Source organism: Caballeronia sp. LZ032 (assembly GCF_031451315.1).
Taxonomy (GTDB): domain Bacteria; phylum Pseudomonadota; class Gammaproteobacteria; order Burkholderiales; family Burkholderiaceae; genus Caballeronia.
This window is the reverse complement of sequence record NZ_JARUXP010000005.1, coordinates 334,373-361,124: the sequence shown is the minus strand read 5'-3', so window position 1 is coordinate 361,124 and position 26,752 is coordinate 334,373. Positions and strand designations below refer to the sequence as shown.

The window sequence follows — 26,752 nt, the reverse complement described above, 5'->3', positions numbered from 1 at the left end:
ACCGCAACCATTTTCAATAAACGGCCGGTCATCGGCATGTGCATTCTCGCTGCGTGCGCAGCGTTGCTTGCTCAACCGGCTGTGGCCAAGAAAGCCGCGAGCGACTCGGCGTTTAATGCCGCGATGGTCGCGGGCGACCCCATGAGCCCGATCAATCCGTTTAACGGCGGCGCCGATCCTTTGACGATGCCCGGCGACGCGCGCATCGGCGTGTTTCCATACAGCCGCGACCAGATCTACCGCGTTCTGACCGCGCCGCTCAAGCTAACGACGATCGAGCTGGAGAAGGGCGAGAAGCTGATCGCCGACCCGGCGATGGGCGACAGCGTCCAGTGGGAGGTCGACGACGACAAGATGAACCACGTGTTCATCAAGCCGCACAAGGCTGACCTCGTCAACACACTGCATCTGACGACGAATCTGCGCGAGTATGACTTCACGCTCATCGCCTCGCCGGCGGGCGGCATGTTCTATCAAACCGTGCGCTTTCAGTACCCGCGCGCGCCGATGGCCCGCGTCAGCGCACGCGATGACGCGACGGCCAACGGCAGCCGCGGTGGTGCCGATTCCGGAAGCATCAGCGTTGCGCCGGACAAGCTGAACTGGGATTACAGCGTCGAAGGTCGCGCCGAGTTCACGCCGGAGACTGTCTTCGACGACGGCCATGCGGTCTGGATGCGCATGCCTGCCAAAGCGCAGGAGTGGCCCGTGCCGTTTATTCTCGACCACGGCGATCGCGTCGTCGCGAACTTCATTCGCCGTGGAGACTTCCTCGTCCTCCAGCGTCTCGCCGACGAGATCGTTCTGCGTTCCGGCAAGGACGAGGTCACGGTGACGCGCGGCCGCCACCGCTTGTTCGGGGTATTCTGATCGTGGCGAAGAAACCGGACTCGGCTACGCCCAGCGCGGAGCAAGAAGCACTCGTCAAAGGCAAGACGCCGCGCAACGCGATCATGAGCATCGGCATTCTTGCTGCTGTCGTGATCGGAGGTCTGGGCTTTTACTACCAGCTACAGGCGACAAACAAGGCCGACGAAGACGCGCGCATCAAGAAGGCGACGGCGCTTAAGTCGAGCACGGAAGCGCCCACTGCCGCGAACAACAACGACATCGACCAGATGATCCGTCAGCAGCGCGACGCTGCGGCGTCGGAGGCTGCCGCGCGTGCCGCATCTGAAGCAGCGGCTCCGAAGCCCGCCGTCAAACCGATGCTAACCGGCGCCGACTTCCAGGAAGAAGTCAACGGCTCGGGCACGGACACGCGCGAGCTTTCCCGCCGAGCGGCGCAAGACGCGATCTATACGTCGTCTATCTTCAAGCAGGCCGGCGCGTCGCGTTCGGCGAACCAAGCGACCGGCGCACTGCCCGCTGGCGTTCCTTCGTTGGATGAGGTGCGAGCTGCACGGAACGCTGCGGGCGCTAACACGCCCGACGCGATGGCGCTCGCCTTGGCCAAGCAGGGACAAGCGCCCGAAGATCGCGACCGCGCGTTCCTCCGAGATGCGGCTTCCCAAGGCGGCATCGAACGCACGACCTTCAATGGCCGGTCGACGGGTTGCACGTTGACGCCGCCCCATGTGATCCATGTGAAGACGGTCGAAGGGCTGAACTCGGACAAGCCGGGTCGGGTGTCCTTGATGGTTGACGAGGATGTGTATGACAGCCTCCGCGGCGATTGCTTGATGATCCCGAAGGGCGCGTTCATCAATGGTATGTACAGCGCGGACGTCAAAGTTGGCCAAGAGCGCCTGCTGGTTGCTTCCACGAGTCTGCGTCTGCCCAACGGGAAGAGCGTGCCGCTCAACGGCATGCAGGGTGCCGACCAGAACGGCTACGCCGGGTTCTCGGGCGATGTGAACAACCACTTTCTGAAGATCTTCGGCGCGGGCTTCATTACGGCGATTTTGCTGAAGGCGTTCGACAGCAGCTCGCAGACGGCGACAACGGCGACGCCGAACGGAGTCACTACCTATGGTGACACGGCAGGGCAGGTCGCGGCAGCGACGGCCCAGACCGTCATGCAGCGCAACCAGAATATCCCGCCGACGATCACCGTTGAACCCGGCCAGAAGTTTCTGGTGCAAGTGACGCAGGATATCGTCATGGAGCCGTACCATGACTAAGGCGCTGGCCGCTGCCTGTCTGTCCGTGATCGCGTTGGGCGCACACGCGGCGACCATCGATTCAATCATCAGCCCAACTCGCATCGTCGTTGATGACGGTGTGAAGCGCGCCATCGTCGAGCTGCCCGGCGAGCCGGTCTACGCATGTGGACTGAAACCGTTTCTGGCGTGGGCTAACCGATTTGAGGGTCAAACGGTTGAGGCCACGGCCGGTGGCGTTGCGATCAGCATCGACGGATCGCCGGTCAGCCTCGAAGGCTTGTTCGTAAAGGCGGGTTGGCTGCGCACGGCGAACCTATCCGACGAGGCTCAAGCGAGCATCACCGAGCGCCGCGGCGGTTGGGCATGTGCCTCCGCTCAGGCGCCGTTCGACGCCATGCACACCTCGGTCGATCCGAAGATTCTGGCTGGCATCGCGCTCAACGAGTCTGCATACAACGGTCGCGCATGGCCGTGGACGCTGAACGTCGCTGGTCGCGGTTTCTTCTTTCGCACCCGCGAAGACGCGTATCGAGCGGTCCGCTACCTGATCAGCAACGGCCGATCGGACTTTGACGTCGGCATCATGCAGATCAACTGGGGATACCACAGTAAGCGCTTCACGAATGCTTGGAATGCGCTCGCGCCGGCAACGAATATCCGCGTGGCCGAAGACATCCTCAATGAGAACTACCGCCTCACGCATTCCGCTGTGAAGGCCGTCGCGTACTACCACAGCGCCAATCCCGCCCCGGGCCGCGAGTACCTCGCGCGCTTCGTGAAGCACCTCTCTCAAATCGAACGCGGTCTATGAAGCACACGCTCTCTCTTCTTACTCTCGCGCTTGCCGCAGTGACGCTGAACGCGGCGGCCGCTGGCACAGACCCGCTCGACTTCGACTATGAGATCGCGGGCAATGTGCTAGAGCGACCGGCACTCGTTTTCAACGATGGCAGCGACACGTATTTCCAGCCGCGTGCCGGCCAGTCGTTGCGCGTGGACGGTGGACATAGCCAGGGACCGTACATCGTTGTGCCGGGCACGCCCGAGGTGATCCGTTACTCCGCGGGCGGCTCGAGCGCCACCGCTTACTGGAAGAAAGCCAATCGCTTCATCGGCGACAAGGCGCGCGGCGACACGCCCTCTGGTTTTACTGGCTTCTCCGGCCGCCTCGCGCTGATTGGACCGCGCAGCAGCCTCGAAAGTACCCGGCCTTTGAACGCGACGCTGCCGCTGGCCCAACTGGTCAAAGCGCTCGTGCCGCAGGGATGGACGGGCTCGGCACAGAAGGACATCGATCTGACGACCTCGGCGAGCTTCGGCACGCGTGATGGTGAGAACTGGATGCAGTCGCTCGATCGGCTCGTGGCCGCTTCCGACTTGTATGCAGACGTCGACTTTAACGCTCATCACGTCACGCTGCGCCGCTCGGCTCCGCAGTCAGTGGCCGTCAACTATGTTGCGCCTGTGTCGCAGGTCGCGGCAAGTCCTGCTGCTGCTTCGTCGGGGGTCACTCCGGGTGCGGACCCGATTGCCGATATCGCGAAGAAAGCCGACACAGACGCACCCGCCGCATCAGGGTCCATCCTTGCCGCGAAGCTTGGCGCGTTGGCGATCCGTGATGGTGACGACCGCCACATACAAATCAAGTTTTCCGCCAAGCCTGCTGCGGAGTTGAAGGTGACCGGGCAAGACGGCAAATCGCTGCGCCCGTGGTGGGATGACGCGACCGGGGTCGTGACGTTTAACCGCGCAGAGCGTTTCACGATCTCCAACGGCGCCGACAAGGTCGAAGTCGCCCGTGTCGCCGGAACCGTCTATGAGTTCGACACCGCGAACAGGGCCGCTCTGCAAAGCGTGTTTGAAGAAAACGGCTCGACGTTCTTCAAGTTCGCCGACACCGTCGGCAAGGTGACGGTCGCCGACGTGGCGCACATCGGTTCGGGCGAGCAGAAGGGCCGCTATTACAAGTTCAACGGCACCGCCGACCAGTTCATCGTCAATGCCGACGGCAACGTCGTCAACGTGCTGCGCAAACATGACGTGCGGTTCTTCGATCGGCCCGCGTCATGAACCGAATGATCTACTTCTCAACGCTGCTTTGCGCGGCCGTCTCACTGCATGCGCGTGCGGATTGTCTTGACGATGCAGCGCGCTACCACCGCGTGAGCGTCCAGGTAGTACGCGCCATCGCACAGCAAGAGTCCGGAATGCGCCCGTATGTCACGAGCCGGAATACCGATGGAAGCGAGGACATTGGGTTGATGCAAATCAACTCGTCATGGCTGCCGAAACTGGCGCGCTTTGGCATCAGCCGCCAACACCTTTTTGATGCCTGCGTGAACGCCTACGTGGGGACATGGATCCTGGCTTCGAACATCAAGCAGTTCGGTCCGACATGGAAAGCAGTCGGTGCCTACAACGCCGTTTCTTCGAACAAGCAGCTCATCTACGCCAACAACATTTACCGCCGCCTGCAACGTACGAACTGACCAACATGACGCCTATCTTTTCTCTTCAAACGCATCGCACCGCGCGCATGGTGGCTCACTTGTTCGCATGTCTGGCACTCACGACCGTATCGGGTCTTGCTGCAGCGGACCCCGACCAGTCTCGCCTAGCACCGCCGCCCGGTGACGGCTGGCAATTGCTCTCCGCGCCTGCCGCGAAGGCGCCTGTCGCTCAGCTGGCGATGGCGTCGCCGGTTGCTCCCGTCGTTCGTGCTGCTCCCGCTACGCCTGCTGCTCCGGCCGCGCTCAAAGCCGCTATCGGTGGCCCCGCGCCAGTCGCACTCCCCGGTGTCGCCGCGCAGGTGCCAGTTGGCGCGATGGACGTCGCGCCGGTAATCGTGCCGTCGCAGGGTGGCGCAACGGCGCCCGGTGGCGTTCTGTCTTTCTCGATCACGCCGCAGGACATCAACTTGCGCAACGCGCTTGATCGCTGGCTGCAGCAGCAGGGCTGGCAGCTCGCCTGGAAGATCGACGATGACTTGCCGCTGGAGTTCAACGCGACGTTCTCCGGCGACTTCAAGTCGGTGCTCACGCAAGTGATGCAGGCGACCAATCACATGCGCACGCCCACGCGCGTGTGCAAGCACACCAATAACGTTATCCGCGTCGTCGCACGCGCAGCCAACTGCCAAGAGTAATCGCCATGCGCCTCACGAAAATCAAATCCGCCGTTGCCATTCTCGTGGCCGCATCGCTGAGTGGCTGCGCCGTGTCGCAATCCGATGTGAACCATGCCTATGACGCGACCAGCGCCGAAGCCGCACGCGCGATGGGCAATGGCCCGGAGTCGATGTCGCTTGTTGAAGAAGTGCCGACCGCGTTCCTCGGCGACCGGTTGGTGCCGGTCGCCTATGAAGCGACGTTGCCGGCGATCTTCCGCGAAAAGTCGGTTGTCTTCCCGGGCAATCTGCAACTGTCCAAAATCGCCACGCTCGTCTCGACGGCGACCGGTTATCCGGTGCATTTGAGCCCGGACGTATTCATTCCACGCGACGCGTTGATTCCTAGAACGAACGGTGCTGGGGGGCAGGGTGCGCCGATGCTGCCGCAAGCGATGGCGAAGTCGAATGTCGAGCCGGTCTATGCGCAGGCGTGCAACTGCAAGGTCGGCGAGTATCTCCGTGGCGTGACGGAAAACCTGGGCCTCGACTGGACGTTCGATGGCAGCACCATTTCCATCAGCAGGTTCGTCACCAAAACCTTCACCATTGCGGCGATCCCGGGCAAGGTGTCCATCAAGTCGACGATGTCAAAGGGTACGGACACGTCTACCGGCAACCAGGCGACCGGTGGCACCACGGGCGGCATGTCGGGCAACACCGGTTCGTTCTCGTCAGTCACCTCCACTGGACGCGACGGCACGTTCGATCAGATCGCGATCATCCAGTCGGAATTGGAGAAACTGAAGTCGCCGCTCGGCGAAGTGGTGGTCAATCCGCACAGCCGCTTGGTGATGGTTCGCGACACCAAGGAAGCCGTCGATCGCATGGGCGCGTTGCTCACGCGTGAGAACGCCGTCTCAACGCGTCAGGTCGCGCTGCGCGTGCGTACCCTTCAAGTCGATCTGAGCAACTCGTCGCAAGCGGGCGTCAGTGCAGACATCGTGTTCAACCGCATCTCCGACGGGCTGAAGCGCTATGCCGTTACGGTCGCTTCGCCCACGTCGTTAGCAACCGCAATTGGCGGCACGGTCGGCCTCTCCGTCTTGAAGCCGGGCTCGCCCATGGAAGGGACCAACGCAGTCATTAGCGGCCTCAATTCCTTCGGCAAGACCGTTCAGGACAACACCCAGACGAAGATGACGCTCAATGGACTGCCGGTTTCGATCGGATCGTTTGAGACGAAAGGGTATTTGGCAGCTACTACGCCCAGTGTGGGCTCGATCTCCGGTAGCAGCGCGGGCGTACCGGGTCTGCAGCCGGGATCGGTCACGGTCGGTGACTTCGTGAACATCCTGCCGTCGGTCAATGATCACAACCAGATCATCCTGTCGTACTGGAGTGATAGCTCGAAGCTGAACGGACCGTTCACGACCACCAGCACCGGGTCGGGCGACACGCTGCAGCAGATCCAGTTGCCCGACATCCTCGGCAACAAGGACGACCAGACCATCGCATTGTCCGATGGACAGACGGTAGTGCTGTATGGCGCGGTAAGCAACCGCTATGACGGCAGCAGCAACAACGGCATCGGTGGTCTGTCGGGCGCATGGAACAAGGGACGCACGTTCCAGGTGATCATGCTGACGGCAACCGTCGTCCCGTCGATGTGAGCGCGAGGTAAGCATCTATATGCACTTCGAACCCATACCGGGAGAAAAGGGCGCGAAGCTCGTATTCGGGCTGGATTGGCGCGCCTACTCCGCCAAAGGTGCCCGCGCCGAGCGCCGGTATTACGTGGAAGAGTCCGGCGCGACTCACTACACCGAGTTCAAGTCGAAGGGCGAGACCATCGTCGGCTTCTGCGAGCTTGATCCAACGCAGCGCAAGGGCGGCAAGCTGTATTCCGCCGCGGCGCGCATCGCGTCGCTTGAGCGAGTCTCGCGTCGGCCCGCAGTGCTTGTGCTCATCCAGAACGATGAACTTGTGCATCTGGTGCTGGTGCAACGCGGCGCCGTCGCGCTTGACGAGGAGGTCGCGCTTAACGGGCTCGCCGACAAGCGCGAAGCAATCGAGGACACCTGTGCGAAGGCGGGGCTCGAACTTGCGACGCTCGGCCACGGCACGCAACTCCATGCGGTCGATGAGGTATTCGATCTGCGCGAGCTGATCGTTGCGCGCAAGGTCGGCCTCATCAAGAAGATCCCGGTCGCCGTGCCTACAACGGTGCCGTTGCTCGTCATCCTCGCGGCGGTGTTCTATGGTGGCAAGCAATTGATTGACGTACTCAATCCGCCGCCTCCGCCGCCGGCGCCGCCGCCGACATTCTTGCAGGAGTATCAGTCGGCTGTAATGCGCACACTCGCCGCGCCCGCTCCGCTCGCGAGCCAGCTTGCCCCGAAGCTACTCGCGAGTTTCGGCGCGCAGGAAACGAACATTGCCGGGTGGCAGTTTCAGAAAGCGTCCTGCACGATCGCCGGTCCCTGCATCGCAACCTACAAGCGACAGGGCGGCACGTTCAAGGAGTTTGACGCACGCGCGCCGGAAGCGCTGCGTCCGGTCGTCTTCAACGCTGACGGTTGGCATCTGACCGCGCGTGGGCCCGAAGTGACGGTCGCCGAACGCGTGGCGCTTGGTCAGCAGAAGACGTGGCCAACTCAACAGGCGCTCATTAAGAGTCTGCAGACCGACCCGCAGAAGCTTTCCACCAAGCCGGACACGCTCGATAGCCACGGTTACGTCGTAGATATCAAGCCGGCTGAGCGCCTTATCCAGCGCCAGCCGATGGCCGGTGAAGCGCAAGGGCCGCTGGTCCAGCGAGGTACCTGGCAGATCGACGGATACAAATGGCAAAGCGCGCTGCTCGCGCGCCTGCCGGACAACATGGCACTGGACACCCTCGACGTCGAGTTGAAAGAGGACGGTACCGGGGTGCATTTCACTGCGAAGGGTAAATACTATGTTCTCAACTAAGTGGCCAGCACGAGCCGCATGCTTCGGTGCGCTCATGTTGGTGGCGGGCGCGGCAATCTCGCAGGAAAGTCATCTGACGCTGGACGACATCGACAAGCTCGCGCGGGCGAAGCTCGTGGACTCGATGCGCGGTGGCCAAGGTGGGCAAAGTGGACAGGCGGCACCGTCCAGTGGCATCGGCCTCTCGTCGCCGCTCAGCGCCGCACCTGCACCCGCACCTGCACCGGTAGCGGTCGCCGCACCGGCCGCGCCGAAGGTCGGGCGCAAGCCCGTAGCGCCTATCAGGCGCGTCATTCCTGCGACTTTCGTTGGAGCTTATTCGGACATGTCTGGCTCATACGTGCTCTATGACTACCAAGGCACGACCTACACGGCACGCCAAGGCAGTCGGCTGCTGAACGGCTGGACGGTCGCGTCCATCGACGGCTTCATGGTCAATCTGGTCGACGGCAAGCGCAAGTGGTCGGAGACGATCGTAGCGCCTGCCGACGCGCCCGCCGTCGCGCTCCCGGATTCGCCGGCCGTCAGGGCGATCACGGATCTGTCCTCGCCGCTTCCTCCGGGCGGCGTCTCATCGACGGCTTCCACCTTCGTACCGTTTGGGAAATAAGCAATGGGTCTGTTTGCACAAGAAGAGCAGGGCACACCAGAAGCTCCCCGCGGTGGCTTCCTCAAGCGGTTTCGCGCGCCGCGCTCGAGCTTCGTCGAGCCGGGCAGCAGTGCAGAGCCGAAATTCGCCGCTCCTGAGCCGGTCGCGGCGGATGCAAAAACGCCGGGCATAGCGCCGGGAAGACCGAGAGGCGGAGCGTCGACAGTCAGCACGCGTGGTGTCAATCCGCAAGTCATGTTTCTAGGTCGTGCACTATCGGGCGGCGATGTCGAAGACGTCGAGAGCACTGAGATCGACGATGACTGGCGCGGGTCCGTGCCGCCTGTGCAGACGCAGTCGGGGCCTGAAGGTGACGCGGCCGACGACGAGCCGGCCTTTAGCCACTTCGTCCCGCCGAGCTTCGAGCGACCGAGCTACGCGAGCATGTCTGCCGCCATGGCGGCTAGGGAAGGCGGTCAGCCGGAGAACGACGAAGCCCTGACGGCGCAAACGGCGCCTTCTGGTGCGCAACGTCGATCTGAAGCCCAGGCCGAACTGCATATCGAACAGCCGCAGCCGCAGCCCCGGTCGGCAGCAGCGCCGTTGGAATCGATCAAGCACGCGAGTGTCGCCGTGAGCGACGCTAATGCCGAGCGGTTCGGTGCGCAACCGGAACACGCGCCACAACGACCAGCAAGTCCCAGCGAACATAAGGCCGCGTCCACGCCGACTATGGCCGCACAGGAACACCCAGCGGATGACGAAGAGCAGACCGAGGACGGCGGGATGGCTTCCGGTCGTCCGGAACTCGTGTCGCCCGATTCGCTTCCTGACTTCAAGCGGGTTCTCACCGTCGCTGACGACGACGCCGCGCTGCGCATTCCGGCGGCTGCGCGCAAGGAGTTCGTCGCCGTCGAATTGCAACCGGGCGTAGCGATTACGGTGGCCACCGCCCGATTCGCGGAGAAGGCCCAATACGCAACGTTCATCAAGGATCTTGGCGCCAACGACATTCTCGTGCGCGAGGAGATGATCGCGACGGAAGCTGTGATCGCCGCCATCTACTCGGGCAAGGCCGCCGCTTCCGCCAACTCCACAGTCCGCGAAGCCAGCCGGGCGATCGGCAACTTCCGCGATATCGTTGAGGCCGCGCACGCATACGGTGCGAGCGACATTCATTTCGAACCACGCGAATTTCACAATGAGGTCGAAATCCGGTTTCGTGTGAACGGCGATATGTACACGTTCAGCCGCATGCGAAAGGCGATCGTGCGTCGCGCGTTATTTGCTGCGTACAGCGATCTCGTTCAGCGCAACACCAACTCCGGCAACAGCTTTCAGCCGAGCGCGCCGCAGTCGGCAATGATCCCCTTGGTCGTCAAGACGGACACGGTCAACTTGCGCTGGCAATCGTCGCCGCTCGTGGGCGGGTATGACGTGACGCTGCGTCTGCTCGACGGCAACTTCAAGAACTATTCGGTGCTGCTGCCGAAGGACATGGGATTCGAAAAGAGCCAGCTCGAGCTGATCGAGACGCTGAACTATGTGAGCGGCGGCATTACGGCACTCACTGGCGCGACCGGCTCGGGCAAGACGACGACGCTGCGCGCGCTGTCGTACATGCTCCCGGATCGCGAACTCAAGAAGCAATTCGCGGTGAACGAGCCGTCCGAGTATCCGATGCCGTGGCTGTCGGACTACTCGATTATTCGCCGCCCGGACGAGACCGACGATGAAGCGAACCGCAAGTATGCGGAAGTCATCCGTACGCTGATGCGGCAGGACCCGGACGATCTGATCATCGGTGAAGTGCGTGACCGGGTCGTGATGGGCCTGGTTGCGGAACTTGCGCTGACCGGTCACCCGGTGCGTTTCTCGCTGCACGCCGGCGACATCATCGCGGCCGTGATGCGTATGGCGGGCGGGCGGCTGCAGCTTCCGATCGACGAGCTGGCTTCAGAAGGGTTCATCAATGCGGTCGGTAACCAGAAGCTGATTCCGACGCTTTGCGAGCACTGCAAGGTGCCGGCGGAAGACGTGATGCCGAAAGCCGACCTCGAACTGCTGCGCACGAAGTTCGGCCTCGATACGTCGCGCATGGCGTGCCGCAACTATGACGGCTGCGAGCACTGCCGGCTGAAAGGGCTGTTCACGCGCAATGGCAAGGCCGCGGGGGGCACCACGCGCCCCTCATTGGCCGCCGAACTCTACCGTCCGACGCCCGAGTTTCTGGAGCGCGTGGCCGAGCGCGACTGGGCCGGTGCCCGCAAAGTTTGGCGCGGTGAACGCCGTACCGGATTCGATAACGCGGATATGACTGGAAAGACCCTCTATGAACATGCTCTTTTCAAGGCTTCGCGCGGTTTGATTGACCCACAATTCATCAATCGCTCGATGCAGTCGTTCGCGCAGTACCGCGTGATGCCCGGCGTCGATGGTTTGACGGTCTAACCCTGGTCCTCCATGTTCACCACGTTCGCAAAGATGCTGCCCGAGCGGCAGCAGTTGGTCGTCGCGCGCTGGCGGTTTCAGAAAGTCCGCGAGGATTTCTACCGCGAGACGCGTCTCGATATCGCAGCAAAGGGCCTGCGCAACACCGAGACGCTGTTCGACCGGCTCCAAACGTACGAAAAGCGCAGCCGCACTCGCGGCAAGCTCGAGTGGCGGGTGTTCGCCAGCATCCGGGAAACGATGCAGCGTGGGGAGAGCTTCTCGCTCGCTATCATGCCATTCATCCCCGGCGACGAGTACGCGCTGCTGGACATTGCCGACGAATCTTCACGCCAAGACTCCGTCGTGCGTGGCTTCGAACTCGCGGAAATGGCGGCGAAGGCTAAGCGCGTGCTGTCGTCAACAACTTCGGTGCAGATGGCCTACCCAGCGCTGCTGCTGGTCTACATGTATGCCTACTGCATGCTGTTCGGCGGAGTCATCTTCCCTCAGGTGCTCGACGTCCGGCCGCTCGATCAATGGCCCGATCTTGGCCGGTTCCTGTATCACGTCGACACGTTCTGCTACGAGTACTGGTGGCTCACACTCACGGCAATCATCGGCCTTGTCCTCGCTTACTTCTCAAGCCTGAAGCGTTGGTCCGGGCCTCTGCGGGACAAGTTCGACCGCATGCCGCTGCTTTGGCGCAATCGCCGCGATCTCCGCGCGGCACTGCTTATCGTCTCGCTGGCGGGCCTATTCGACTCGAACCTCACGTTGCGAGCCGCGCTGGACCGGCTACTTAAGACGGCCGATCCGTGGCTGCGCTGGCATCTGAAGATCATGGATCGGCGCTTGACGGCCCGATCCGACGAGCCAATGCGTGCGCTCGACACTGGGATTTTCTCGATGACGATCGTCGACACGATTACCGACGCTGCGGGCCGCGACCAGTTTGAAGCCGCTATCAAGAGTCTTGGCCGTGAGTCACTCGATCGCGTCGTTGAAGCAGTCAAGCGCAATGCCCGAATGACGCACTTCATGCTGCTCGGTTTTGCCGCTGCACTGTTCCTGACCCTCGGCATTGGCTCATACGTCGTGACGGGTGCCGTCAATCTCACATCGGGGAATCCCGCCGCATCTAGCTATTAAGGAAAAGCAAAATGACCAACGAAAACAACCAAGCAGTTCAGATCGACCCGATCAAAGAGCGCCGTGCGCGCCTCCTCAAGATCGCGCGTGCGAAGAAGCAGTCAGGCGAGTTGTCCATGATTGAAGCAGGGGCGGTGATGGCGGGCGCCGCGTTGCTCGCGCTGGCTGTGTACGCGGGCGGCAAGTACGTGCTCGATCTGATTCATGCGTCGCAGTTCAAGAGCGAAGCGCAGATGTTCCACACCGGCATCTTAAACGCGACGCAGAACGACGCCGATTTCTCCTCCGAGACGCTCACCGTCCTTGCGCAGAACCACGCCTTCGACTCGGCGGGTTCGCGCGTCGCATCGGATAAGTCGGCGGTCAAGGGCATGTTCAATGGCACCATCACGGCTGCCGTTGGCACGCTCGTCACCTCGAACGACTCGTTGATTGTCACGTATCCGGTGACCTCGACGGTTTGTTCGTTGAGTGCGGCCGCATTGGTCACCGTGTACACACAGGTGACGGTGAACGGCACGACAATCTTCTCGCCGACGACGACGTTCAACCCGGCGACGGTCGCGACCGCGTGTGCTTCGAATGGCTCAATGGCGTCGATGGCGCTCTGGACGACCCGTACTTAAGCGCAGGCCGCCGACATGGGAAGCATTCTTGAGATGTTGATCGTCCTGGTCGGCGCGGCCTTGCTGACCGTACAGGGTATCAAAGAAGACATTGCCGCGAAGCGCCAGAACCTGTTGCAGATCGAAGGGCAGAACATCGCTTCGATCAACTCGGCGCTTGGTAGCTACATTACCAATAACTACGCATCGCTTATCCCAGCGGGGTTTTCGCAGACGACGTCCACCGCGATAGCCGCGCCCACGCTCGCTCAATTGAGTGCGCAAGCTAACAACAAAGTCTCGTTCAAGGACGGTCCTTTTTGGGGTGGAACCTATCAGATTGCGCTGTCGATCGTGCCCGACAACTGCTCCACCGCAGCGGGCAATTGCCATATCGCCTCTGAAATCTGTCCGAGCCTGCCGCTCATCAGCATGCGGGACAAGACGGCTGACATCGCCGGTGCAGGCGTGCTCACGGCTGCGGGGGGAGCACAGTTCGGCTACTCGACAAACCGCACGCCAGCCACGATTACCGGGATTCATGGACAGTGGACGGTGCCCAATCCCGTTGGGAGCAAGCCTGGGATGGTGCTCGCGATCAATGGCTTTGGCGCGGACGGTAACTCACCGTACTACCGTCGCGACGGCGCACTGCCGTTGACGGGCACGATGAACGCGAACAACCAGGATATGCAGAACGTCGGCAATGTGACGCTCGGCGCGAACAAGGTTATGAAGTTGCAGGCGGGGAACAGCCTTCAGATTGACAACGGAGCGATGTACTACGGGGACAGCGTGAACGCGGCGGTTCGTACCAAAGGCGCGCTGTACGTCCAGAACTATCAGGGTACGGGCGGTGCACCGATCAATGTCGGCGACGTGAATTCCAGCGGAACGGTGAACGCCAATGTCGTGAACACGAACGTCGCGAATATCAATGCTGCAGCCGGCGACTGCGGCTGGAACGGCGTGACGATCCGCAACAACGTTATGTACGTGTGCAACAAGTGGGGCAACTGGGTAGGCGTCAGCACGTTGGTCACGAATCACAGCAGTGATGCTCATTACAGCGGGTGGAAGAACGGATGGGGCGTCACTCCTCCAGCGTGCGGGCCAGGGGGAACGGCCTGGTATCGGATCACTCCGCAGACCGTCTCGACGGACTATTCGAACAACCACAATCCTCCCATCGGTGGTGCTAGCTTCACGATGGGCTGGAACGGCAGCCAGTGGGTGCTTCAGGTTAACGACGTGCTCGCGGACGGCGCTAACACTCCGATACCCGATCAGTTAAATCTAACGGCGGAGATCGACGTTGGCTGTTCGTACCCCAATCAGTAAGGAAGTGAATGAAAAAAATCGGGATTGCCGGCACCGTGCTTGCTGTTGCGTGCGCCGTAGGTGTGGGGAGCGGAGCTGACGCCGCAGACGTCTATCAGCCGACCGCGTTGCCGACCGTGCCCGGCTGTACCGCCGGGTATTCGTGGCAAAAGGCGGGAGTGAGGTATCAGTGCATGACGCCGCCTCCGACGTGTCAATACGGTTTCATCTCGGCTCCGGTCTGGAACGGAAGCTCATGGAACTACGCGTGCGCGTTGCCGCCGCCGCCGCCGCCTCCTCCTCCGCCCGACCCGGATGCAGCCTGCATCACTGCCGCGCCAACGTATGGCTTTCAGGTCACTAGAGGCCCGACACGGGTGTATGCCGCTGGCACCACCGGTTGCTTGGGAATGGCTTGTCGGCTGTACGACGGGCAAGGTCCGCGTGCCGTTGTCACTTCCTGCGGTGACACCACGACGGTCTACATCCTTTACTGCTATGTGAATCCGGACAATTCGGTTAATCGGGTCACTGGCGCACCGCAGCCGGTCAATATCACGTGCGGCGGAGGAGGGGGCTGAGTAGGCCCGAGCGGTCTTTCTTGTGAAACACGCCGAGGGCGGTGACCGCTCATCCATTGCCCCAAAAAACGAAAGCGCCGCTAGGGCGCTTTCTCTCGTCGTGTAGCCGGCCCAAAACTGTTAGCTAGCGGCCGTGGTGAACTGCCACGAAGTGTTGACGGGCGCGCCGTCACGTGCACCCGCGAAAGTTGCCGTGTAAGCGGTGTTCGCGCTCAACGGTGCAAGAGGCAGTAAGAAGGCGACACCTTTGCTCACGTGGTTGTTGACGTCGGCCGTCACAGTCGCCTTCGAGCCCGCAACAGCGGAGGCCTCGACGATGATTCGTGCAGGCACGACGTTACCGGCAGCATCTTTGAGTACAAAAGAATCAACAGTCAGGACGTTCCCGTTCTGGTTATTGACTAAGACCATAATCGGACGTCCCGGCGTCTGCAGGTCGGGGGCCGGGTTAGGGGTTTCAACTTGCATCGCCAGCGCAACGTTACTCTCGTTCGAATACGGCGCATGGACAATCGATCCAACCGCGATCTGCTGACCGCCATAATAGTTGATAGAGTTGTAGCTCGATTCAGCCGTCGGCGCAGAAGAGGAAAGAACGCCGAAGTCGGCGACACAGAAAGAGAGCTGTGTATAAGGCCCGTTGCCGCCGAGGGGCGCGGCGTACCCGAGACCTATTGACGTCGCGTTCGTGGTGAGTCCCTGGAGGTGGTACACAGTATTTATCCATTGCTGGACGCACTGCTGACCCTCGCTAGCGTCCTTGAAATCCGCGCTGTATCCCGCCGCAACGTTTTCTCCAACCCACAGGTTCGCGGCAGTCCCCGCCTTGCGCGCGCGCAAATATGGCCACGCTTCATAAAAGCTCGGATTCGCCGAACTTTCAGTGTGCCCCAACGAGCTTTCCGCGCCGCTGTTAAGGTTGACCCGCTCGTATGCCGCGTGGTTTTGCGCAGCCAGATCAAGCATCAGGTCTTGCGCGACCATTCCTACCCCCATATTCGATCGATACGAGTTGATCGCGGTGAACATGGCGTAATGAGCGCTATCCGCAACATAAGTTGGCGCTTGCACACTAGTTTGGGGTGCAACGATAGCAACGGAGTTCGCATTACCGGCCGGCTGGCTCGCGCCGGACGGAGGTGTCGCTGAGCTAGACGATGAATCGCCTCCACCGCCGCCGCAAGCAGCCACGAGCAGCGATGCAGCGATCGCGGCCATCGAGAGTTTGAAGTTTTTCTGAATCGTCATTTGTTGTTTCCGATCTAGCTGTTGCAGTCGCCCCCGCGATCTGCTTACTTTCATCTTATCGAGCGGTGTTCGAAGTCAAGGCAATTCGGAAGCCCGCTCCGAAACCGCTTTCCTCGTTGGCAAATTGCCGTTGGCCATTGGCGGCGCACGCATTGTAATACTCGGAAAGGGTCCGTAATTGCGCACCGTTGCTGGATCGCAACCGTTTGCTAACGATGTTTGGCGCGGGCTCGGAAGTGCTTCACCCGCAAGGCGACGAAGACGGCGCCGAACACCGCAGCGACGGCGACGGGCCGCGTGGCGCCGACCGAAGAGAGGAGCAAGGTGCCGCCCCAAAAGAGAATCAGGAAAGTTGCGAGCGCGCCGAATGCTTTGCTTTTCGACACGGCCGCGAACTGCCGCCTGCCTGAGCCGAATCTTTGCGCGAAGCGAATGTTGCTTTGCTCAAGGTCGAACGCCTCCTGCGACTGCACCGTTGCCCGATCTGCGCGGTAGTGCCTCTCGTACCGTTGGAATCGAGCGTCGCCGCGGCCTTCGAGCCACGCGGCGGCGCTGTCGGGAAAGAGGTAGGCGAAGTCCTGCATGGCTCAGTGCGTCACGTCGGAGTGAAATTCGATTGCACCGATTGCGTCCGGAATGCAGCGTCCGTCGGCCTCGGCGTAATAGGCGCCCGTCTCTAAGTCGAGCCAGCCAAACTGCGGGCGGCCGTCGTGTGAAAAGACGACTAGACCGGCCTCGATTGAGAAATCGTGGGACATCCTGGACACCTCCTTTTCCTGTTTATCACTTGCTCTTTGAACGCTTTTTTCCCTTGCTTCTCGCTTCGGTACGCGGCTTCAGGTCGTATTCACAGCCCGGGCAGACAAAGTCCTTGGCCAATTCGATTTTCCCTTCGTCGTTCGACAAGATGTACTCGGTTCCGCAAGTTCTGCACGGGGCGAGATTCAGCCTTGAATCCGTCGCCATGGAACGTGTTAGATGGTTTGCGCGGTCGGCTGACACGGCGAGGCGAGAGCCGAACATCTTTTCCAGTACGTCGTTAGATGCGATCAACGCTTCGGGAATGTTCGCTCCGTTTTTAAGCGCGCATCGATAAAGCCATACCAGCATGCTCGCCTGAAGGCGGTGAACCGGGCGTTCGACGTACCACGTCAAAGAGCTTGCGCTGTTGCCGCAAGGCGAGCTGACGCCGTGGATTTGCCGGTACGTGTTGCGAGTGATCGCCGAGTTCAGGGCGAACAAGTTGGTCGCTGTCGACGCCCGACAGCCCTGCGTCATCATCAAGCGCGCGTAGACCTCGCGCTTGGCTCTGTCGAGCCGCAAATCGGACCACAGGTTTTTGTACGGGAGCGCGCTCGACTTCAGTTTTGAAGTTCGCATGACATAGTGCGCGGCCGACTCGTCACTAAGATCTCCGGCGGAATATTCAAACCAGAACAGGTTGTCGTCGAAGCGCCATCTGTAGAGCGGGAAGCGAATTCCGCCGATAGCGGCTTCAAGACGCCCGATCGGCAAAGCCATGAGGTAATCCGCTAGCTCGAACGAAATGCCAAGCAGCGGGGCGGCCAAAACGTTCTGGTGGAGGACGTCCTTCAGCAGCGAGACGTAGGTGCAGTTGTAATGGAAGATATCGCGCGCTGTCACATCGTCGACAAAAGGCATTGCCGACGAGAGCTTTACGACGGTCTGCGACAACATGATGCCATCGACGAACGTTTCCCAGTCACGCGGATCTTGCAGAGCGGGCGAGAGCGCTAGGAACGGCATGTTCATCAGCTTCGCCATGGGCGCGGCGTGGGCTTTGAACGTTTCCATGTTCTCGAACGAGACCCCGAAAAATGCTTCGGCGTCGCTGTACCGTGCCAGCACTTTGTGCATTACACCGGTGAGAGAGTAGTTGGTCCGCTGGATCTTCTCGGCAAGATACTTTGACAGCGGAATATTGGTCTCGACGTGGTCAAGGATGTTGGTCGACATATTTTTTTGTTTTGTTATCAGTTACAAGCGGAAGCAACCCCGTTCGCTTCCGCGCCATCGTTACTTATTAGTGTGCGCTGGCTATTTGCGCAGTGACGTCTCGATCTCGGTGAGGTGCTTGCGCATCATTGCGGCAAGGGTTTCAATCAATGGCTCATGCTGGGCTGGACCGTCGCACGCTTGAACCGCCACTTGGGCAGTCGACAGCTTGCCGGCAAAAGTCTCAAATGCGGACATAACGTCCTGCATCGCCGCCTGAACGCGGTTCGCCGCTTCAATGGCGTCCGCCTCTTTTTGCCTCTCCAACTCGAGCTGCGCCAACTCCGCGCGCCGCTCAGTCAACTGTTCCTCAATTACTTTCAGTTCAGCGCTGCGCTTTTCCAAGGAATCGGAGATGCTGGTATATCCTGCCGGCGCCGTCGGCACTTCCTTGATCTGGACCTCCGGCTTGCGATTAAGCAAGGCGTTCCTTTCCTCGTTCAGCTTCTGGATTTCCTTGTCCTTGTCTGCAAGATCTTTCTCGAGGTTGGCCAGGCCAGCCTGTCGGCCGGTGTAGTAGCTGTCCATACGCTTCAGCTGTGCCTCTTTGTCTGCAATCAACTTCGCAGTCGCCTCCAGCTGATCTTGCAGGCGGCGAGCCTCGTCTTCTGCGACACGATGGGCGGTCTTGCTCTCCTCGAGAAGCGTTTTATAGTTCTCGACCTGTACTTGCCTGTCTGCAAGAGCCTCTTCCTGCTTCTGCAGAGTCGCCAGCATCTTGCGGATGTCCTCACGAGTCATGTTCTCGTTGGCCTTCTTTGCGGCGAGGATCGTTGCAACTTGCTCGTCGGTCACGTGATCGGCGGCCAGAATGTCGAGTTCGCCGACGTTGAAAACCCGGATGGCCTCAGTGTTGTCGATGAAAGCTTCATAGCAACGCATGTACTGGCGCGCTGCCGCGTACTTCACACCGAGTGCGCCTTCGAAGAACCGGTAGCCCATCGTCGCTGCTTTTCGCACAGTGCTGGTCTTGTTACCCGACTTCGCGATCATCGAGTTCTTGATTAGGTGCATGGTGTTGATAAGCTGGCCACCTATCAACCGGAGGTCATCCGAGATTCGCGCCCGCGCTTCGGCGATCGCGATCATGTTTTCGACGATCTGAAGGACGAGTTCCGCAGAATCTTCGCCGTCGCCGAAAAGCTGGCGTGCAACCTTCTCGATCTTCGATCGGTCCGCGCTGCTATGGGCGACGCCGCCTAAAATGTCGTCCATCGGATCGTGGACTTCGGTCTTTCGCAGTTGGAGGTCTTTCTTGGAATCGTCATTGTTTGTGGACATAACTTCTCTCTAAATTTGCTTCAGCGCCCCCGCGCGCTGCCGTGATTCGCCGCGAGTGTGTAAGCGATCGTAACGGGCCGGTTACAGGTTCCGATCTGCGAAAGACGTCATTTTTTACCCGTCTTTCACTCGCCGCGGCCGAAAGCCGTGTCTTTTTTGTAGAACGCAAACGTTTAACGGTTCATTTCTGTAACACTTGAGCCGTTGTTAAGTGTCCGCATGGAAGTACTTACCTAGAGTTTGCTCTTGTGATTTCCCGAAATTACCGCAACCGGCCGCGACGCGAATCTTGTGTTTCGAGAGCCCGGTTGCCGACGTCTCCGCGTAAATCAGCACAGCCGCGCGGGCCCGGCTGATATCTATCGGCCTTTTGCCTTTGAACGCTTCCCGCCTGAGTCTGAGCCAGTGGGGCAGATCGTTTAGCGACAGAAGATCCGTCGATAGCTCGGGCTGGAGCTCGACTTCTGGAGATGTAAATAGACCGGCACCGGTCACCGGCCAAATGGCAGGGAGTTGCTCCCGGAGGAACCGGACTTTGCTGCGGTTTTGTTCGATAGGCGAGCGCCTGTCCTCTTGCTCACCATTCCGGGCGATACGCGTCAGCTTCCCGTGGTTGCTCGACGGCGCTATCCGGCCGGACCAGTTTTTCGTCTCGAAGATGAAGATGCCGAACGGCGTGATCGCGAGGTGATCGATCTCTGCCGTGGGAAACGCTGTGCCGGGAGCGTGTTCGATGAGTAACGGCCCATCGTGCAGGTAGAAGTCGTCGCCGCATAGCCATTGAAGGGTCGTGCGGAGCTTTGCCTGCGCCACAGCTTCACCAGCCTCACCGATTTCATGCGATGAGCGCTTCACACGACCGGCACTCCGCGATCCGGACGGGCGCCGCCGCCGAAGCCCCTTGAACAAGCGGTAACCGCCGACTGCGACAAGTATCTCTAAGAACATCCGCTGCCTCCGTTGTGTATGTAAATCAGCATGACAGGGGGTGGAAGAAGTCAAGGATGCGATGCGGCACTGCCAAGAGAGCCCGAAAATCGAAAGGCCCTATAAAAACGGAAGCTTTCCCGACCACGCGTATCGGCGCCGCGCGTAAATTGCCTGTTATCCCCGCGTCAACGACGCATCGACTCGAGCCGCCGCCAAGCATCGGTGCGCGTGCTTCCGATCTCTTCTTTCATCCGCAGTGAGCTGCTTCCGCCACGCCTTTATCGAGCCGTGACGAAAGCGCCTCTCCGCGCGCCCGTTTTTCCTGCTCACCCGAGCATCGAAAACCATCCAGCGCTGTACTGGCTGGACATCCCCTAGTGCGTCTTTTTCTGGAGAGAAAAATGCCGAAGCAGTTGGTATTGAAGGCGATGAAATCGCCCGGCTGGTTGGTCGCTGTTTGCTTTGCCCTGTGGTTTGCCGCGCACTCGTTCTTCGCCTTTATGTTTGTCTCCTTCACGGTCGCTGTCTGGATCAAGAGATCCATCAAAGCGGCGTTGAAAGAGGAGAAAGCTGAGGATTCGAAGGTGCCCGCGCCCGCCGTTGTTGCTCCGGCTACCGCCGACACCAACGTCACGCCCATCAAACGTCAGTACGCCAAGTCCGCAGTGGTCGTTCCACTTAAGACAGGCACCGACGACTAGTCGCTACGCCTGAATGTCAAGACTGCCCGTACGGGCGGTCTTGACCCCTCACCCCAACGGGAACCATCCCGTTGCGGGCATGGGTTCCCGTTCATTCGGAGATATCCATGCAAATAGAAGTAGCAGCGTGGCAACTGGACATGTTCGACGCTCCTCCAGCGCCGATCGCGCGTGTCCAAGCCAAGCCTGATCCGCTGCCCGATCCGCACCTGTGGAGCGAGGCGGTCAAAGACAAAATGGTCGACGCGTTGATCAGTCTCGCGACTGACAGCAGACGCGGCGACAACATGCCCGAGTCGTTGATGGATTGCGCTGTCCTCTTCAGCGAGCGACTCAAAAACAGAAAAAAGATGGAAGTCGATGACTACCGGGCTACGCTCGGTTGGGTCATGGAGTTCTGGAACGGCGCGCTGCCGTATCGGTTCGTCTGCCAGATCAATGGCGTCGATCCCGAGATCTTGCAAGACGTCATCCTGAGCAACCCACTGCTCAGGCGCGACTTGGAAGAGGTGCGTCGCGAGTGCTTCGGCACGCTGCTGTAGGGGGCCGACAATGAGCACATCAACATTCGGTCGGCTGCTTGGCACACTTTTCGGGGTGACTTCCCAGACGCAGCCTCGCAGCGGCTATCCCGCAGGCCGCTCATCTCCGGTTGAGGTCGGAAAGGGCGGCCCCAACGAACGGCACATCGCCATCGCCGGTCAACCGATGCTGTTTCGCGATGAAGGTGGCGTCGTCGTGCAGTTCCGTCCGGCGTTCGACTACGAGCTGCGGCCAACGGCTGTCGGTATGAAACTGATACCGACGCTTGCGCCACACTGGGAAGTGCTGCACGAGCACGAGGGAACGTTGACAGAGGCCATTGCGGCTGCTGTCAAGGGCGCCCAAGCGCAAGACACGCCTGTTGGCCGTGTGCCCGACACCGAACCCCCTCGATCGGTCCCCATCAACGAGGCTCGACCCCGGCCTGCGATTGCGGACGCCGTCGAATCGACGCCGCCTCGATCTGCTGAGTCGTCACATCGACGCACTGAACGCGCGAGGTACGGGGTGTTGAGAGAGTGGGGCGAGAAACGATTCCCCGATGGCAAGCGCCCTGGCAAGACGTACGAATCGTTTTGCGTGACGCTCGAGCATCGCGGCGAGACGCACGTCCTGCAAGGTGAGGGCCTGCGCGACGCGATCGCAGAGTCGGCCTGCCGCATTGGCGACCGCGTTGAAGTCAAGCGGATCGGCAAAACCAAAGTGCCAGCAGTCGATGGACGTGGACGGCCCAAGCTAGATGCCAGCGGCGAGCAAGTGCTGTGGGACAAGTGGCTTTGGTCTATTTCCAAAAAATCTTAAAGGAGTCAGTTATGGCATCAGTAAACAAAGTCATCCTCGTAGGCAACCTCGGGGCTGATCCCGAGACGCGCTATCTGCCGAGCGGCGATGCCGTCGCGAATATCCGGCTAGCAACGACCGATCGCTACAAGGACAAGGCCTCGGGCGAAATGAAGGAGCAGACCGAGTGGCATCGAGTGTCGTTCTTCGGTCGGCTGACTGAGATCGTCAACGAGTATCTGAAAAAGGGCTCGTCGGTGTACATCGAAGGCAGAATCCGCACTCGCAAGTGGACGGACCAAGCGGGCCAAGAGCGGTATTCGACCGAGATCGTCGCGGAGCAGATGCAGATGCTTGGCGGCCGCGCCTCTGGCGATCGCTCATCCAATGACGGTTTCGAAAGCCAACGCCCCGCGCGTCAAGGAAGGTCGGATCCGCCTCGGTCAAGCAACGCTGCGCCGGCGCACCGTGATCCGCAATCGACGTCGTCCGGAGGAGGCGGCGGTTTCGCAGACATGGACGACGATATCCCATTTTGACGGTCTGACCCTAATTAGAGGGGAGTAAATGGTCGGTCGTTTGATCCCGTAAGGGCTCACCTCACGTCCTGTATTTCCTCACCTTCGTTGCTTCGTCGATCCGGAAACGGTCGGCGAAGCCGCGAAGCGTCTCTTTCCTGCGCGACTTGTCATCGTTGGTCGCTACACCCGCCTTTCGCTTCCCCTGCTGAAAAAAGCCGCCCGCCGTGCTCGCCTTGCGCGAGGCGGACGGCTTTTTTGAGCACGGTTTCACCGCCTGTTCAGGCATCGACCTCAACCACACCACAACTGGAGTGCCAATGAATATCAAGGACATCAAGCTGTCCCCGGAACAATGGGTTGCGTTACTCCAGAAGTATGGAGTGCCCGCAAGCTCATTGACCGGGAAGGGCGCACCCTGTCCCATCTGCGGCGGAAACGACCGCTTCACCTACGACAACAACCGCGGCCGCGGCGACTGGGTCTGCCGCAAGTGCAACGACGGCGACCGAAAAGCCGGCGACGGCTTCGAGCTGATCTGCAAGTCCGCCGGAATGACCTTCCGCGAACTGATGATCGAACTTGAAGGCGGCAGCCTGGCCGATGCACGGCAAAACCGAGCGCAGCCTGCGGCCCCAGCGCCCGGCCGAAAGGTCGATCCCGAGTGGGCGCGCAAGCGCCTCGACTCAATGTGGGATCGAGCGACGCTGGTCGGTTCCGATGGCCTCGTTCCGCGATACCTGCGCGAGCGGGTGCCGGGTCTGACAGTAGCGCCGTCCTCAGCGCTGCGCATGGCGATGCTCGATTACCGGCACGAGAAGAAGGTCATCGGTCAGTGGCCGGGCATCCTCGCTCGCTTCACGCTGCCTGATGGCCGTCTTGGAACGCTGCACCGCACGTTCCTTGAACGCTCGAAACCGGAGAAGGCGTCGATCGTCACTAACGATGGCGAGATCCTTCCGGCCAAGCTGAACGACGTGACGCTTCATAAGCTCAACGGCGGCGCAGTCCGGCTGATGGATCCGGTCGATGGCGAAATCGGCGTCGCGGAAGGTCTTGAGACGGCGTATGCCGCGCACATGCTGTTTGGTGTGCCGGTCTGGTATTGCCTGAATCGAATCCTTCTCGCCGATTTCGTTGTACCAGACGGCCTCGGCATCCGCGTTGTCCATATCTTCGCGGACTTCGATGCGGTCGACCCACGTACCGGCAAATCGCCGGGCGTCGATGCGGCCTTGAAACTCGCGAAGCGGCTGCGTGCGGAAGGCTACACGGCTATTGTTCACCGGCCGAAAAAGCGAGAAACCGATTTTGCCGACGAGTGGTGCACAGCTCAGGTTGCGTGTCGCCCTGCAGTTAGAACGCTGGTGCGTCGCGAGCTACGCGAAGCACTGCGCGTCTGAAATTCCGCGGCCTTCTGGCCGCTAACAGTAACTTTTTGCCCGGTGGGGATTCGTCCCCTCCGGGGCCGCAATCCGCCCGAGCTTTTCCAATGGAGAAGAGGAAATGAGCTTCAGCATGATTGTTGGCCGGTATCAGATCGTGGCAACTTCCGGCGTTGAGAACGGCTCCGTGAGAGTAGGAAAGTCGGAGGCGGAAGCCTATGACGTCATCGACCGAAAGCGAGGCGGTCATGCCAGACTTGAAAAACAAGGCGTCACGCTGGACACTGCTTGGTTTTACTGCATTCGTCGACAGGCGAGCGCACAAGGGGTATCTCTGCTGCACTGAGTATCCCGTTAAAAAAAACCCCGACCGATTGGTCGGGGTTTTTTTTTGTCTGTCGTGGCGACTTCTCACCACGGATTAGTGTGGATTCGCAAAGCGACCTTGAACACATAGAGTATGACCTTCATAGCCGGAACCATCACGCCGCTAGCCCAAAAGGAACCGACGAGCGAAAGTCCGAAAATCCAGTTGCATAACGGCGTATCCGGCAGACGAGCCGCGACGCAGGCAACGCACAAAAGAGTGACCGCAATCACCGCGCGACGTGCGACTGGGGGCAACGTCTTAAACTTAGCGTACATCGTCGACGCCCTCGCTTGGCCGGAACACGGCACGACGAAACAGATAAGCCGCCTCGCATGCGGCGAACGCGGCCGCCACGAGAATCCACATCCGAACGCCGCGGGTCCAGTCGAGTTGCGTCAAAGTATCGAGTATTGTCATTTGAATTTTCACTTGGGCTTTGTGGCCGCTTAGCTCGGCCTTATGAGTAATGATGCCACGACAGGTTCGAAGTCAAGGTGCGGGGTGGTGACACGGGCGGACGGCGAGACGCCACCGCTCCGTGACACGCGCAGAGAACTGCGCTCTCTAAGCAAAAGCTGAGAGGCTATCTGCTAAGTAGTTCAGATGCCTATCATCGCCAATGGGCGACGACTGCTCCGGGTATTCAGCCAGCGCTTGCGGCTTTTCGTCTTCAGCAGATGCCGACTTTATCTGCGTTTCGATTGCCGCTGCTCCTCTGTCGGTAACCTCGCTCTGTTGGGCCGCCGTGTGCGCTTGGTCGGCCGTGGGAATGAGACCCACGCTTCCCCGGCCGCGCAGTGCGTCGTCGGCAAGACGTTTGAGCAGCGCGGCCCGTTGCCTTGGATTCGAGACCGCCATTAATGCAGCAAACAAAGTGGGCGTGACAGCTTCGCTGACGGTCAGTTTAATCTCAATAGCCCCTATCATGCGGTCATGGCCTCCTTCCGCTTCTTATCGCGCTCACGCATCAGCGTTGCCTCGCCGGCCGCAAAGAACCCACGGACGTTCGAGAAGCACGCGTTCTTCATGACTTCGATGCGGTTGCGGGGAAAGAACGCGCGGATCGCGGGCTCGTAAAGCGCCGCACCGCCGCCGGTGAGGAAAATGCAGCGGATGTCATTTGTGCTCCCGACCGAATTACCGATCGCATTGACCGCTGCTTCCGGTACCGACTGAGCCTGTGCGGCGTAGTGCCCCAGATCGATCTCTTCGTTGAAAACGTAGTAGGGCGTGCCTGCGCGAGCCGCCTCGTCGATTTCTTCGATCGCCAAGGCCGACTCGTTCGTCGCTGCACCGATAAGCTCCGCCATTTTCTGGAAGAAATGGGACGCGCCGCTCTGATGTCCGCCACTACGACGCTCTTCCATCGTCAGCCCCTTGGCGACGACCCAGTCGGTCGTGTAGTAACCGACGTCGATGATCATATTGCGCTGCGACGGGGCGAAGTCGGGGTGCTGTGAAAAATGAACCAGAGCGCCCAACGGTTGAGGCAGCACCATCAGATTTCCGACGCGAACTTCCTCATCGCCGAACTGCAGCGTTCCCGAAAACTTGCTGCGCAACGCCTCGGCGTGTTGTTGAAATGTCTGAACGGGCAGTCCGAGCACAAGCCGGTCGACCGACGATACGTTGGCGAAGTGGAAGGCTCCGCCGAGGAGCGCTTCATAGCTATCTGTAGTGCAATAGTTGCCGACGAGCGTGCGACCAGGGTCGCCGTTGCGAGAGGTCAACGGCACTTCCGGTCCGACCTCGTACTGCTTTCCGTTGACTTCAATTCCAACGGTCCGGACTGCCTTCAACACGCCGTTGCTTTGCTTCGTCATCGTCTTAGCCTGATAGTCAGGGGTCAGAGACGGAAACATGAACGTTGAGACTTCCGAGCCGTTGCGAACGGCAACCTTGGTGTTCCCATATCCGACGTCCACGGCAAGGACGGATGCATGCGTTTTCATTGTGTTCATTCTCTCTCCAGAGCAGTTCGATTGGTGCGCTATCTGCCCGTTATCTGACCGAAAAGTGGCAGATGGGCGGTGGTGGCGGCTCCCTTTCTCCAAACGTCCGCATAAGTGTCAGTTATCTCCCCCTAAACGGTGAGATAAAGAATCTGCCCGTTGAGGCG

General features: G+C 60.4%; 28 protein-coding genes. 19 read left to right on the top strand and 9 right to left on the bottom strand.

Annotated elements, in window-relative coordinates; translation table 11 throughout:
• Nucleotides 1–36 precede the first annotated feature (36 nt).
• Genes QCE69_RS36345 through QCE69_RS36285 form a run of 13 tightly spaced genes read left to right on the top strand, consistent with a single transcriptional unit; the run spans nucleotide 37 to nucleotide 14,301 of the window.
• A complete protein-coding gene (locus QCE69_RS36345; RefSeq protein WP_309935747.1) occupies nucleotides 37–870 on the top strand; it encodes a TrbG/VirB9 family P-type conjugative transfer protein in 834 nt (277 codons plus the stop codon).
• A gap of 2 nt (nucleotides 871–872) precedes the next feature.
• Nucleotides 873–2,123, top strand: coding sequence for a TrbI/VirB10 family protein (locus QCE69_RS36340; protein WP_309935746.1), 1,251 nt, complete (start codon nucleotides 873–875; stop codon nucleotides 2,121–2,123).
• Nucleotides 2,116–2,916 (top strand): transglycosylase SLT domain-containing protein, encoded by an 801-nt coding sequence (locus QCE69_RS36335; RefSeq protein ID WP_309935745.1) that lies wholly within the window; start codon nucleotides 2,116–2,118, stop codon nucleotides 2,914–2,916. Before QCE69_RS36340 ends, QCE69_RS36335 begins: the two co-directional genes overlap by 8 nt.
• Nucleotides 2,913–4,175 (top strand): hypothetical protein, encoded by a 1,263-nt coding sequence (locus QCE69_RS36330; RefSeq protein ID WP_309935744.1) that lies wholly within the window; start codon nucleotides 2,913–2,915, stop codon nucleotides 4,173–4,175. Before QCE69_RS36335 ends, QCE69_RS36330 begins: the two co-directional genes overlap by 4 nt.
• Nucleotides 4,172–4,594, top strand: coding sequence for a lytic transglycosylase domain-containing protein (locus QCE69_RS36325; RefSeq protein WP_309935743.1), 423 nt, complete (start codon nucleotides 4,172–4,174; stop codon nucleotides 4,592–4,594). The genes QCE69_RS36330 and QCE69_RS36325 overlap by 4 nt, the downstream gene beginning before the upstream one ends.
• 5 nt (nucleotides 4,595–4,599) lie before the next feature.
• Nucleotides 4,600–5,250, top strand: a complete 651-nt coding sequence (locus QCE69_RS36320; RefSeq protein WP_409021277.1) for a toxin co-regulated pilus biosynthesis Q family protein — start codon at nucleotides 4,600–4,602, stop codon at nucleotides 5,248–5,250.
• 5 nt (nucleotides 5,251–5,255) lie between these two features.
• Nucleotides 5,256–6,884, top strand: coding sequence for a type II secretory pathway protein (locus tag QCE69_RS36315; RefSeq protein ID WP_309935742.1), 1,629 nt, complete (start codon nucleotides 5,256–5,258; stop codon nucleotides 6,882–6,884).
• Nucleotides 6,885–6,903: 19 nt separating this feature from the next.
• The gene (locus QCE69_RS36310; RefSeq protein ID WP_309935741.1) at nucleotides 6,904–8,184 is read left to right on the top strand and encodes a hypothetical protein; all 1,281 of its coding nucleotides are present in this window, start codon (nucleotides 6,904–6,906) and stop codon (nucleotides 8,182–8,184) included.
• 34 nt (nucleotides 8,185–8,218) lie between these two features.
• Entirely contained in the window at nucleotides 8,219–8,794 is a 576-nt protein-coding gene (locus QCE69_RS36305) for a hypothetical protein (RefSeq protein WP_309935740.1), read from the top strand.
• Between the two features lie 3 nt (nucleotides 8,795–8,797).
• Nucleotides 8,798–11,224 (top strand): ATPase, T2SS/T4P/T4SS family, encoded by a 2,427-nt coding sequence (locus QCE69_RS36300; RefSeq protein ID WP_309935739.1) that lies wholly within the window; start codon nucleotides 8,798–8,800, stop codon nucleotides 11,222–11,224.
• A gap of 12 nt (nucleotides 11,225–11,236) precedes the next feature.
• On the top strand, nucleotides 11,237–12,355 hold the full coding sequence (locus QCE69_RS36295) for a type II secretion system protein (RefSeq protein ID WP_309935738.1): 1,119 nt from the start codon (nucleotides 11,237–11,239) through the stop codon (nucleotides 12,353–12,355).
• A gap of 11 nt (nucleotides 12,356–12,366) precedes the next feature.
• Complete coding sequence (locus QCE69_RS36290) at nucleotides 12,367–12,981, top strand: hypothetical protein (protein ID WP_309935737.1); 615 nt, start codon at nucleotides 12,367–12,369, stop codon at nucleotides 12,979–12,981.
• Between the two features lie 15 nt (nucleotides 12,982–12,996).
• The gene (locus QCE69_RS36285; RefSeq protein ID WP_309935736.1) at nucleotides 12,997–14,301 is read left to right on the top strand and encodes a hypothetical protein; all 1,305 of its coding nucleotides are present in this window, start codon (nucleotides 12,997–12,999) and stop codon (nucleotides 14,299–14,301) included.
• A 680-nt stretch (nucleotides 14,302–14,981) separates the two neighbouring features.
• On the opposite strand, the gene QCE69_RS36280 is transcribed toward QCE69_RS36285, so the two are convergent.
• From QCE69_RS36280 to QCE69_RS36255, 6 genes are all read right to left on the bottom strand, one after another.
• Nucleotides 14,982–16,109, bottom strand: a complete 1,128-nt coding sequence (locus QCE69_RS36280) for a CAP domain-containing protein (protein WP_309935735.1) — start codon at nucleotides 16,107–16,109, stop codon at nucleotides 14,982–14,984.
• Between the two features lie 209 nt (nucleotides 16,110–16,318).
• Nucleotides 16,319–16,693, bottom strand: coding sequence for a hypothetical protein (locus QCE69_RS36275; protein ID WP_309935734.1), 375 nt, complete (start codon nucleotides 16,691–16,693; stop codon nucleotides 16,319–16,321).
• 3 nt (nucleotides 16,694–16,696) lie between these two features.
• A complete protein-coding gene (locus QCE69_RS36270) occupies nucleotides 16,697–16,867 on the bottom strand; it encodes a hypothetical protein (protein WP_309935733.1) in 171 nt (56 codons plus the stop codon).
• Between the two features lie 25 nt (nucleotides 16,868–16,892).
• Entirely contained in the window at nucleotides 16,893–18,086 is a 1,194-nt protein-coding gene (locus QCE69_RS36265) for a FlhC family transcriptional regulator (RefSeq protein ID WP_309788875.1), read from the bottom strand.
• A gap of 81 nt (nucleotides 18,087–18,167) precedes the next feature.
• Nucleotides 18,168–19,406, bottom strand: a complete 1,239-nt coding sequence (locus QCE69_RS36260; protein WP_309935732.1) for a hypothetical protein — start codon at nucleotides 19,404–19,406, stop codon at nucleotides 18,168–18,170.
• A 207-nt stretch (nucleotides 19,407–19,613) separates the two neighbouring features.
• Entirely contained in the window at nucleotides 19,614–20,261 is a 648-nt protein-coding gene (locus QCE69_RS36255; protein ID WP_309935731.1) for a nuclease-related domain-containing protein, read from the bottom strand.
• 476 nt (nucleotides 20,262–20,737) lie between these two features.
• On the opposite strand from QCE69_RS36255, the gene QCE69_RS36250 reads away from it, so the two are divergent.
• The 4 genes from QCE69_RS36250 (at nucleotide 20,738) to QCE69_RS36235 (ending at nucleotide 22,899) form a co-directional block, all read left to right on the top strand.
• Nucleotides 20,738–21,037 carry a hypothetical protein gene (locus tag QCE69_RS36250; protein WP_309935730.1) on the top strand — a complete coding sequence of 100 codons (300 nt, stop codon included), beginning with the start codon at nucleotides 20,738–20,740 and terminating at the stop codon, nucleotides 21,035–21,037.
• 107 nt (nucleotides 21,038–21,144) lie between these two features.
• Nucleotides 21,145–21,579, top strand: a complete 435-nt coding sequence (locus QCE69_RS36245; RefSeq protein WP_309935729.1) for a hypothetical protein — start codon at nucleotides 21,145–21,147, stop codon at nucleotides 21,577–21,579.
• A 10-nt stretch (nucleotides 21,580–21,589) separates the two neighbouring features.
• Nucleotides 21,590–22,381 (top strand): hypothetical protein, encoded by a 792-nt coding sequence (locus QCE69_RS36240; protein ID WP_309935728.1) that lies wholly within the window; start codon nucleotides 21,590–21,592, stop codon nucleotides 22,379–22,381.
• Between the two features lie 11 nt (nucleotides 22,382–22,392).
• Entirely contained in the window at nucleotides 22,393–22,899 is a 507-nt protein-coding gene (locus tag QCE69_RS36235) for a single-stranded DNA-binding protein (protein WP_309935727.1), read from the top strand.
• A 61-nt stretch (nucleotides 22,900–22,960) separates the two neighbouring features.
• Here QCE69_RS36235 and QCE69_RS36230 read toward each other — a convergent pair whose 3' ends face one another.
• On the bottom strand, nucleotides 22,961–23,167 hold the full coding sequence (locus tag QCE69_RS36230) for a hypothetical protein (RefSeq protein WP_309935726.1): 207 nt from the start codon (nucleotides 23,165–23,167) through the stop codon (nucleotides 22,961–22,963).
• Between the two features lie 31 nt (nucleotides 23,168–23,198).
• Between QCE69_RS36230 and QCE69_RS36225 the strand changes: the two genes are divergently transcribed.
• Together QCE69_RS36225 and QCE69_RS36220 are read left to right on the top strand one after the other, a co-directional pair.
• Nucleotides 23,199–24,281, top strand: a complete 1,083-nt coding sequence (locus tag QCE69_RS36225; RefSeq protein ID WP_309935725.1) for a primase-helicase zinc-binding domain-containing protein — start codon at nucleotides 23,199–23,201, stop codon at nucleotides 24,279–24,281.
• 103 nt (nucleotides 24,282–24,384) lie between these two features.
• Complete coding sequence (locus QCE69_RS36220; RefSeq protein WP_061167942.1) at nucleotides 24,385–24,609, top strand: hypothetical protein; 225 nt, start codon at nucleotides 24,385–24,387, stop codon at nucleotides 24,607–24,609.
• 588 nt (nucleotides 24,610–25,197) lie between these two features.
• Here the strand turns inward: QCE69_RS36220 and QCE69_RS36215 are convergent.
• Nucleotides 25,198–25,560 carry a hypothetical protein gene (locus QCE69_RS36215; RefSeq protein ID WP_309935724.1) on the bottom strand — a complete coding sequence of 121 codons (363 nt, stop codon included), beginning with the start codon at nucleotides 25,558–25,560 and terminating at the stop codon, nucleotides 25,198–25,200.
• Complete coding sequence (locus tag QCE69_RS36210) at nucleotides 25,557–26,594, bottom strand: PRTRC system protein D (protein WP_309935723.1); 1,038 nt, start codon at nucleotides 26,592–26,594, stop codon at nucleotides 25,557–25,559. Before QCE69_RS36210 ends, QCE69_RS36215 begins: the two co-directional genes overlap by 4 nt.
• Nucleotides 26,595–26,752 lie beyond the last annotated feature (158 nt).

Coding starts and splice junctions, on each gene's coding strand:
- QCE69_RS36220 (WP_061167942.1), top strand. CDS start 24,385: ATGAGCTTCAGCATGATTGTTGGCCGGTATCAGATCGTGGCAACTTCC.
- QCE69_RS36290 (WP_309935737.1), top strand. CDS start 12,367: ATGACCAACGAAAACAACCAAGCAGTTCAGATCGACCCGATCAAAGAG.
- QCE69_RS36295 (WP_309935738.1), top strand. CDS start 11,237: ATGTTCACCACGTTCGCAAAGATGCTGCCCGAGCGGCAGCAGTTGGTC.
- QCE69_RS36305 (WP_309935740.1), top strand. CDS start 8,219: ATGTTGGTGGCGGGCGCGGCAATCTCGCAGGAAAGTCATCTGACGCTG.
- QCE69_RS36230 (WP_309935726.1), bottom strand. CDS start 23,167: ATGCCTGAACAGGCGGTGAAACCGTGCTCAAAAAAGCCGTCCGCCTCG.
- QCE69_RS36315 (WP_309935742.1), top strand. CDS start 5,256: ATGCGCCTCACGAAAATCAAATCCGCCGTTGCCATTCTCGTGGCCGCA.
- QCE69_RS36335 (WP_309935745.1), top strand. CDS start 2,116: ATGACTAAGGCGCTGGCCGCTGCCTGTCTGTCCGTGATCGCGTTGGGC.
- QCE69_RS36250 (WP_309935730.1), top strand. CDS start 20,738: ATGCCGAAGCAGTTGGTATTGAAGGCGATGAAATCGCCCGGCTGGTTG.
- QCE69_RS36245 (WP_309935729.1), top strand. CDS start 21,145: ATGCAAATAGAAGTAGCAGCGTGGCAACTGGACATGTTCGACGCTCCT.
- QCE69_RS36210 (WP_309935723.1), bottom strand. CDS start 26,594: ATGAACACAATGAAAACGCATGCATCCGTCCTTGCCGTGGACGTCGGA.
- QCE69_RS36265 (WP_309788875.1), bottom strand. CDS start 18,086: ATGTCGACCAACATCCTTGACCACGTCGAGACCAATATTCCGCTGTCA.
- QCE69_RS36310 (WP_309935741.1), top strand. CDS start 6,904: ATGCACTTCGAACCCATACCGGGAGAAAAGGGCGCGAAGCTCGTATTC.
- QCE69_RS36300 (WP_309935739.1), top strand. CDS start 8,798: ATGGGTCTGTTTGCACAAGAAGAGCAGGGCACACCAGAAGCTCCCCGC.
- QCE69_RS36235 (WP_309935727.1), top strand. CDS start 22,393: ATGGCATCAGTAAACAAAGTCATCCTCGTAGGCAACCTCGGGGCTGAT.
- QCE69_RS36280 (WP_309935735.1), bottom strand. CDS start 16,109: ATGACGATTCAGAAAAACTTCAAACTCTCGATGGCCGCGATCGCTGCA.
- QCE69_RS36285 (WP_309935736.1), top strand. CDS start 12,997: ATGGGAAGCATTCTTGAGATGTTGATCGTCCTGGTCGGCGCGGCCTTG.
- QCE69_RS36270 (WP_309935733.1), bottom strand. CDS start 16,867: ATGTCCCACGATTTCTCAATCGAGGCCGGTCTAGTCGTCTTTTCACAC.
- QCE69_RS36330 (WP_309935744.1), top strand. CDS start 2,913: ATGAAGCACACGCTCTCTCTTCTTACTCTCGCGCTTGCCGCAGTGACG.
- QCE69_RS36345 (WP_309935747.1), top strand. CDS start 37: ATGTGCATTCTCGCTGCGTGCGCAGCGTTGCTTGCTCAACCGGCTGTG.
- QCE69_RS36325 (WP_309935743.1), top strand. CDS start 4,172: ATGAACCGAATGATCTACTTCTCAACGCTGCTTTGCGCGGCCGTCTCA.
- QCE69_RS36320 (WP_409021277.1), top strand. CDS start 4,600: ATGACGCCTATCTTTTCTCTTCAAACGCATCGCACCGCGCGCATGGTG.
- QCE69_RS36225 (WP_309935725.1), top strand. CDS start 23,199: ATGAATATCAAGGACATCAAGCTGTCCCCGGAACAATGGGTTGCGTTA.
- QCE69_RS36240 (WP_309935728.1), top strand. CDS start 21,590: ATGAGCACATCAACATTCGGTCGGCTGCTTGGCACACTTTTCGGGGTG.
- QCE69_RS36215 (WP_309935724.1), bottom strand. CDS start 25,560: ATGATAGGGGCTATTGAGATTAAACTGACCGTCAGCGAAGCTGTCACG.
- QCE69_RS36275 (WP_309935734.1), bottom strand. CDS start 16,693: ATGCAGGACTTCGCCTACCTCTTTCCCGACAGCGCCGCCGCGTGGCTC.
- QCE69_RS36260 (WP_309935732.1), bottom strand. CDS start 19,406: ATGTCCACAAACAATGACGATTCCAAGAAAGACCTCCAACTGCGAAAG.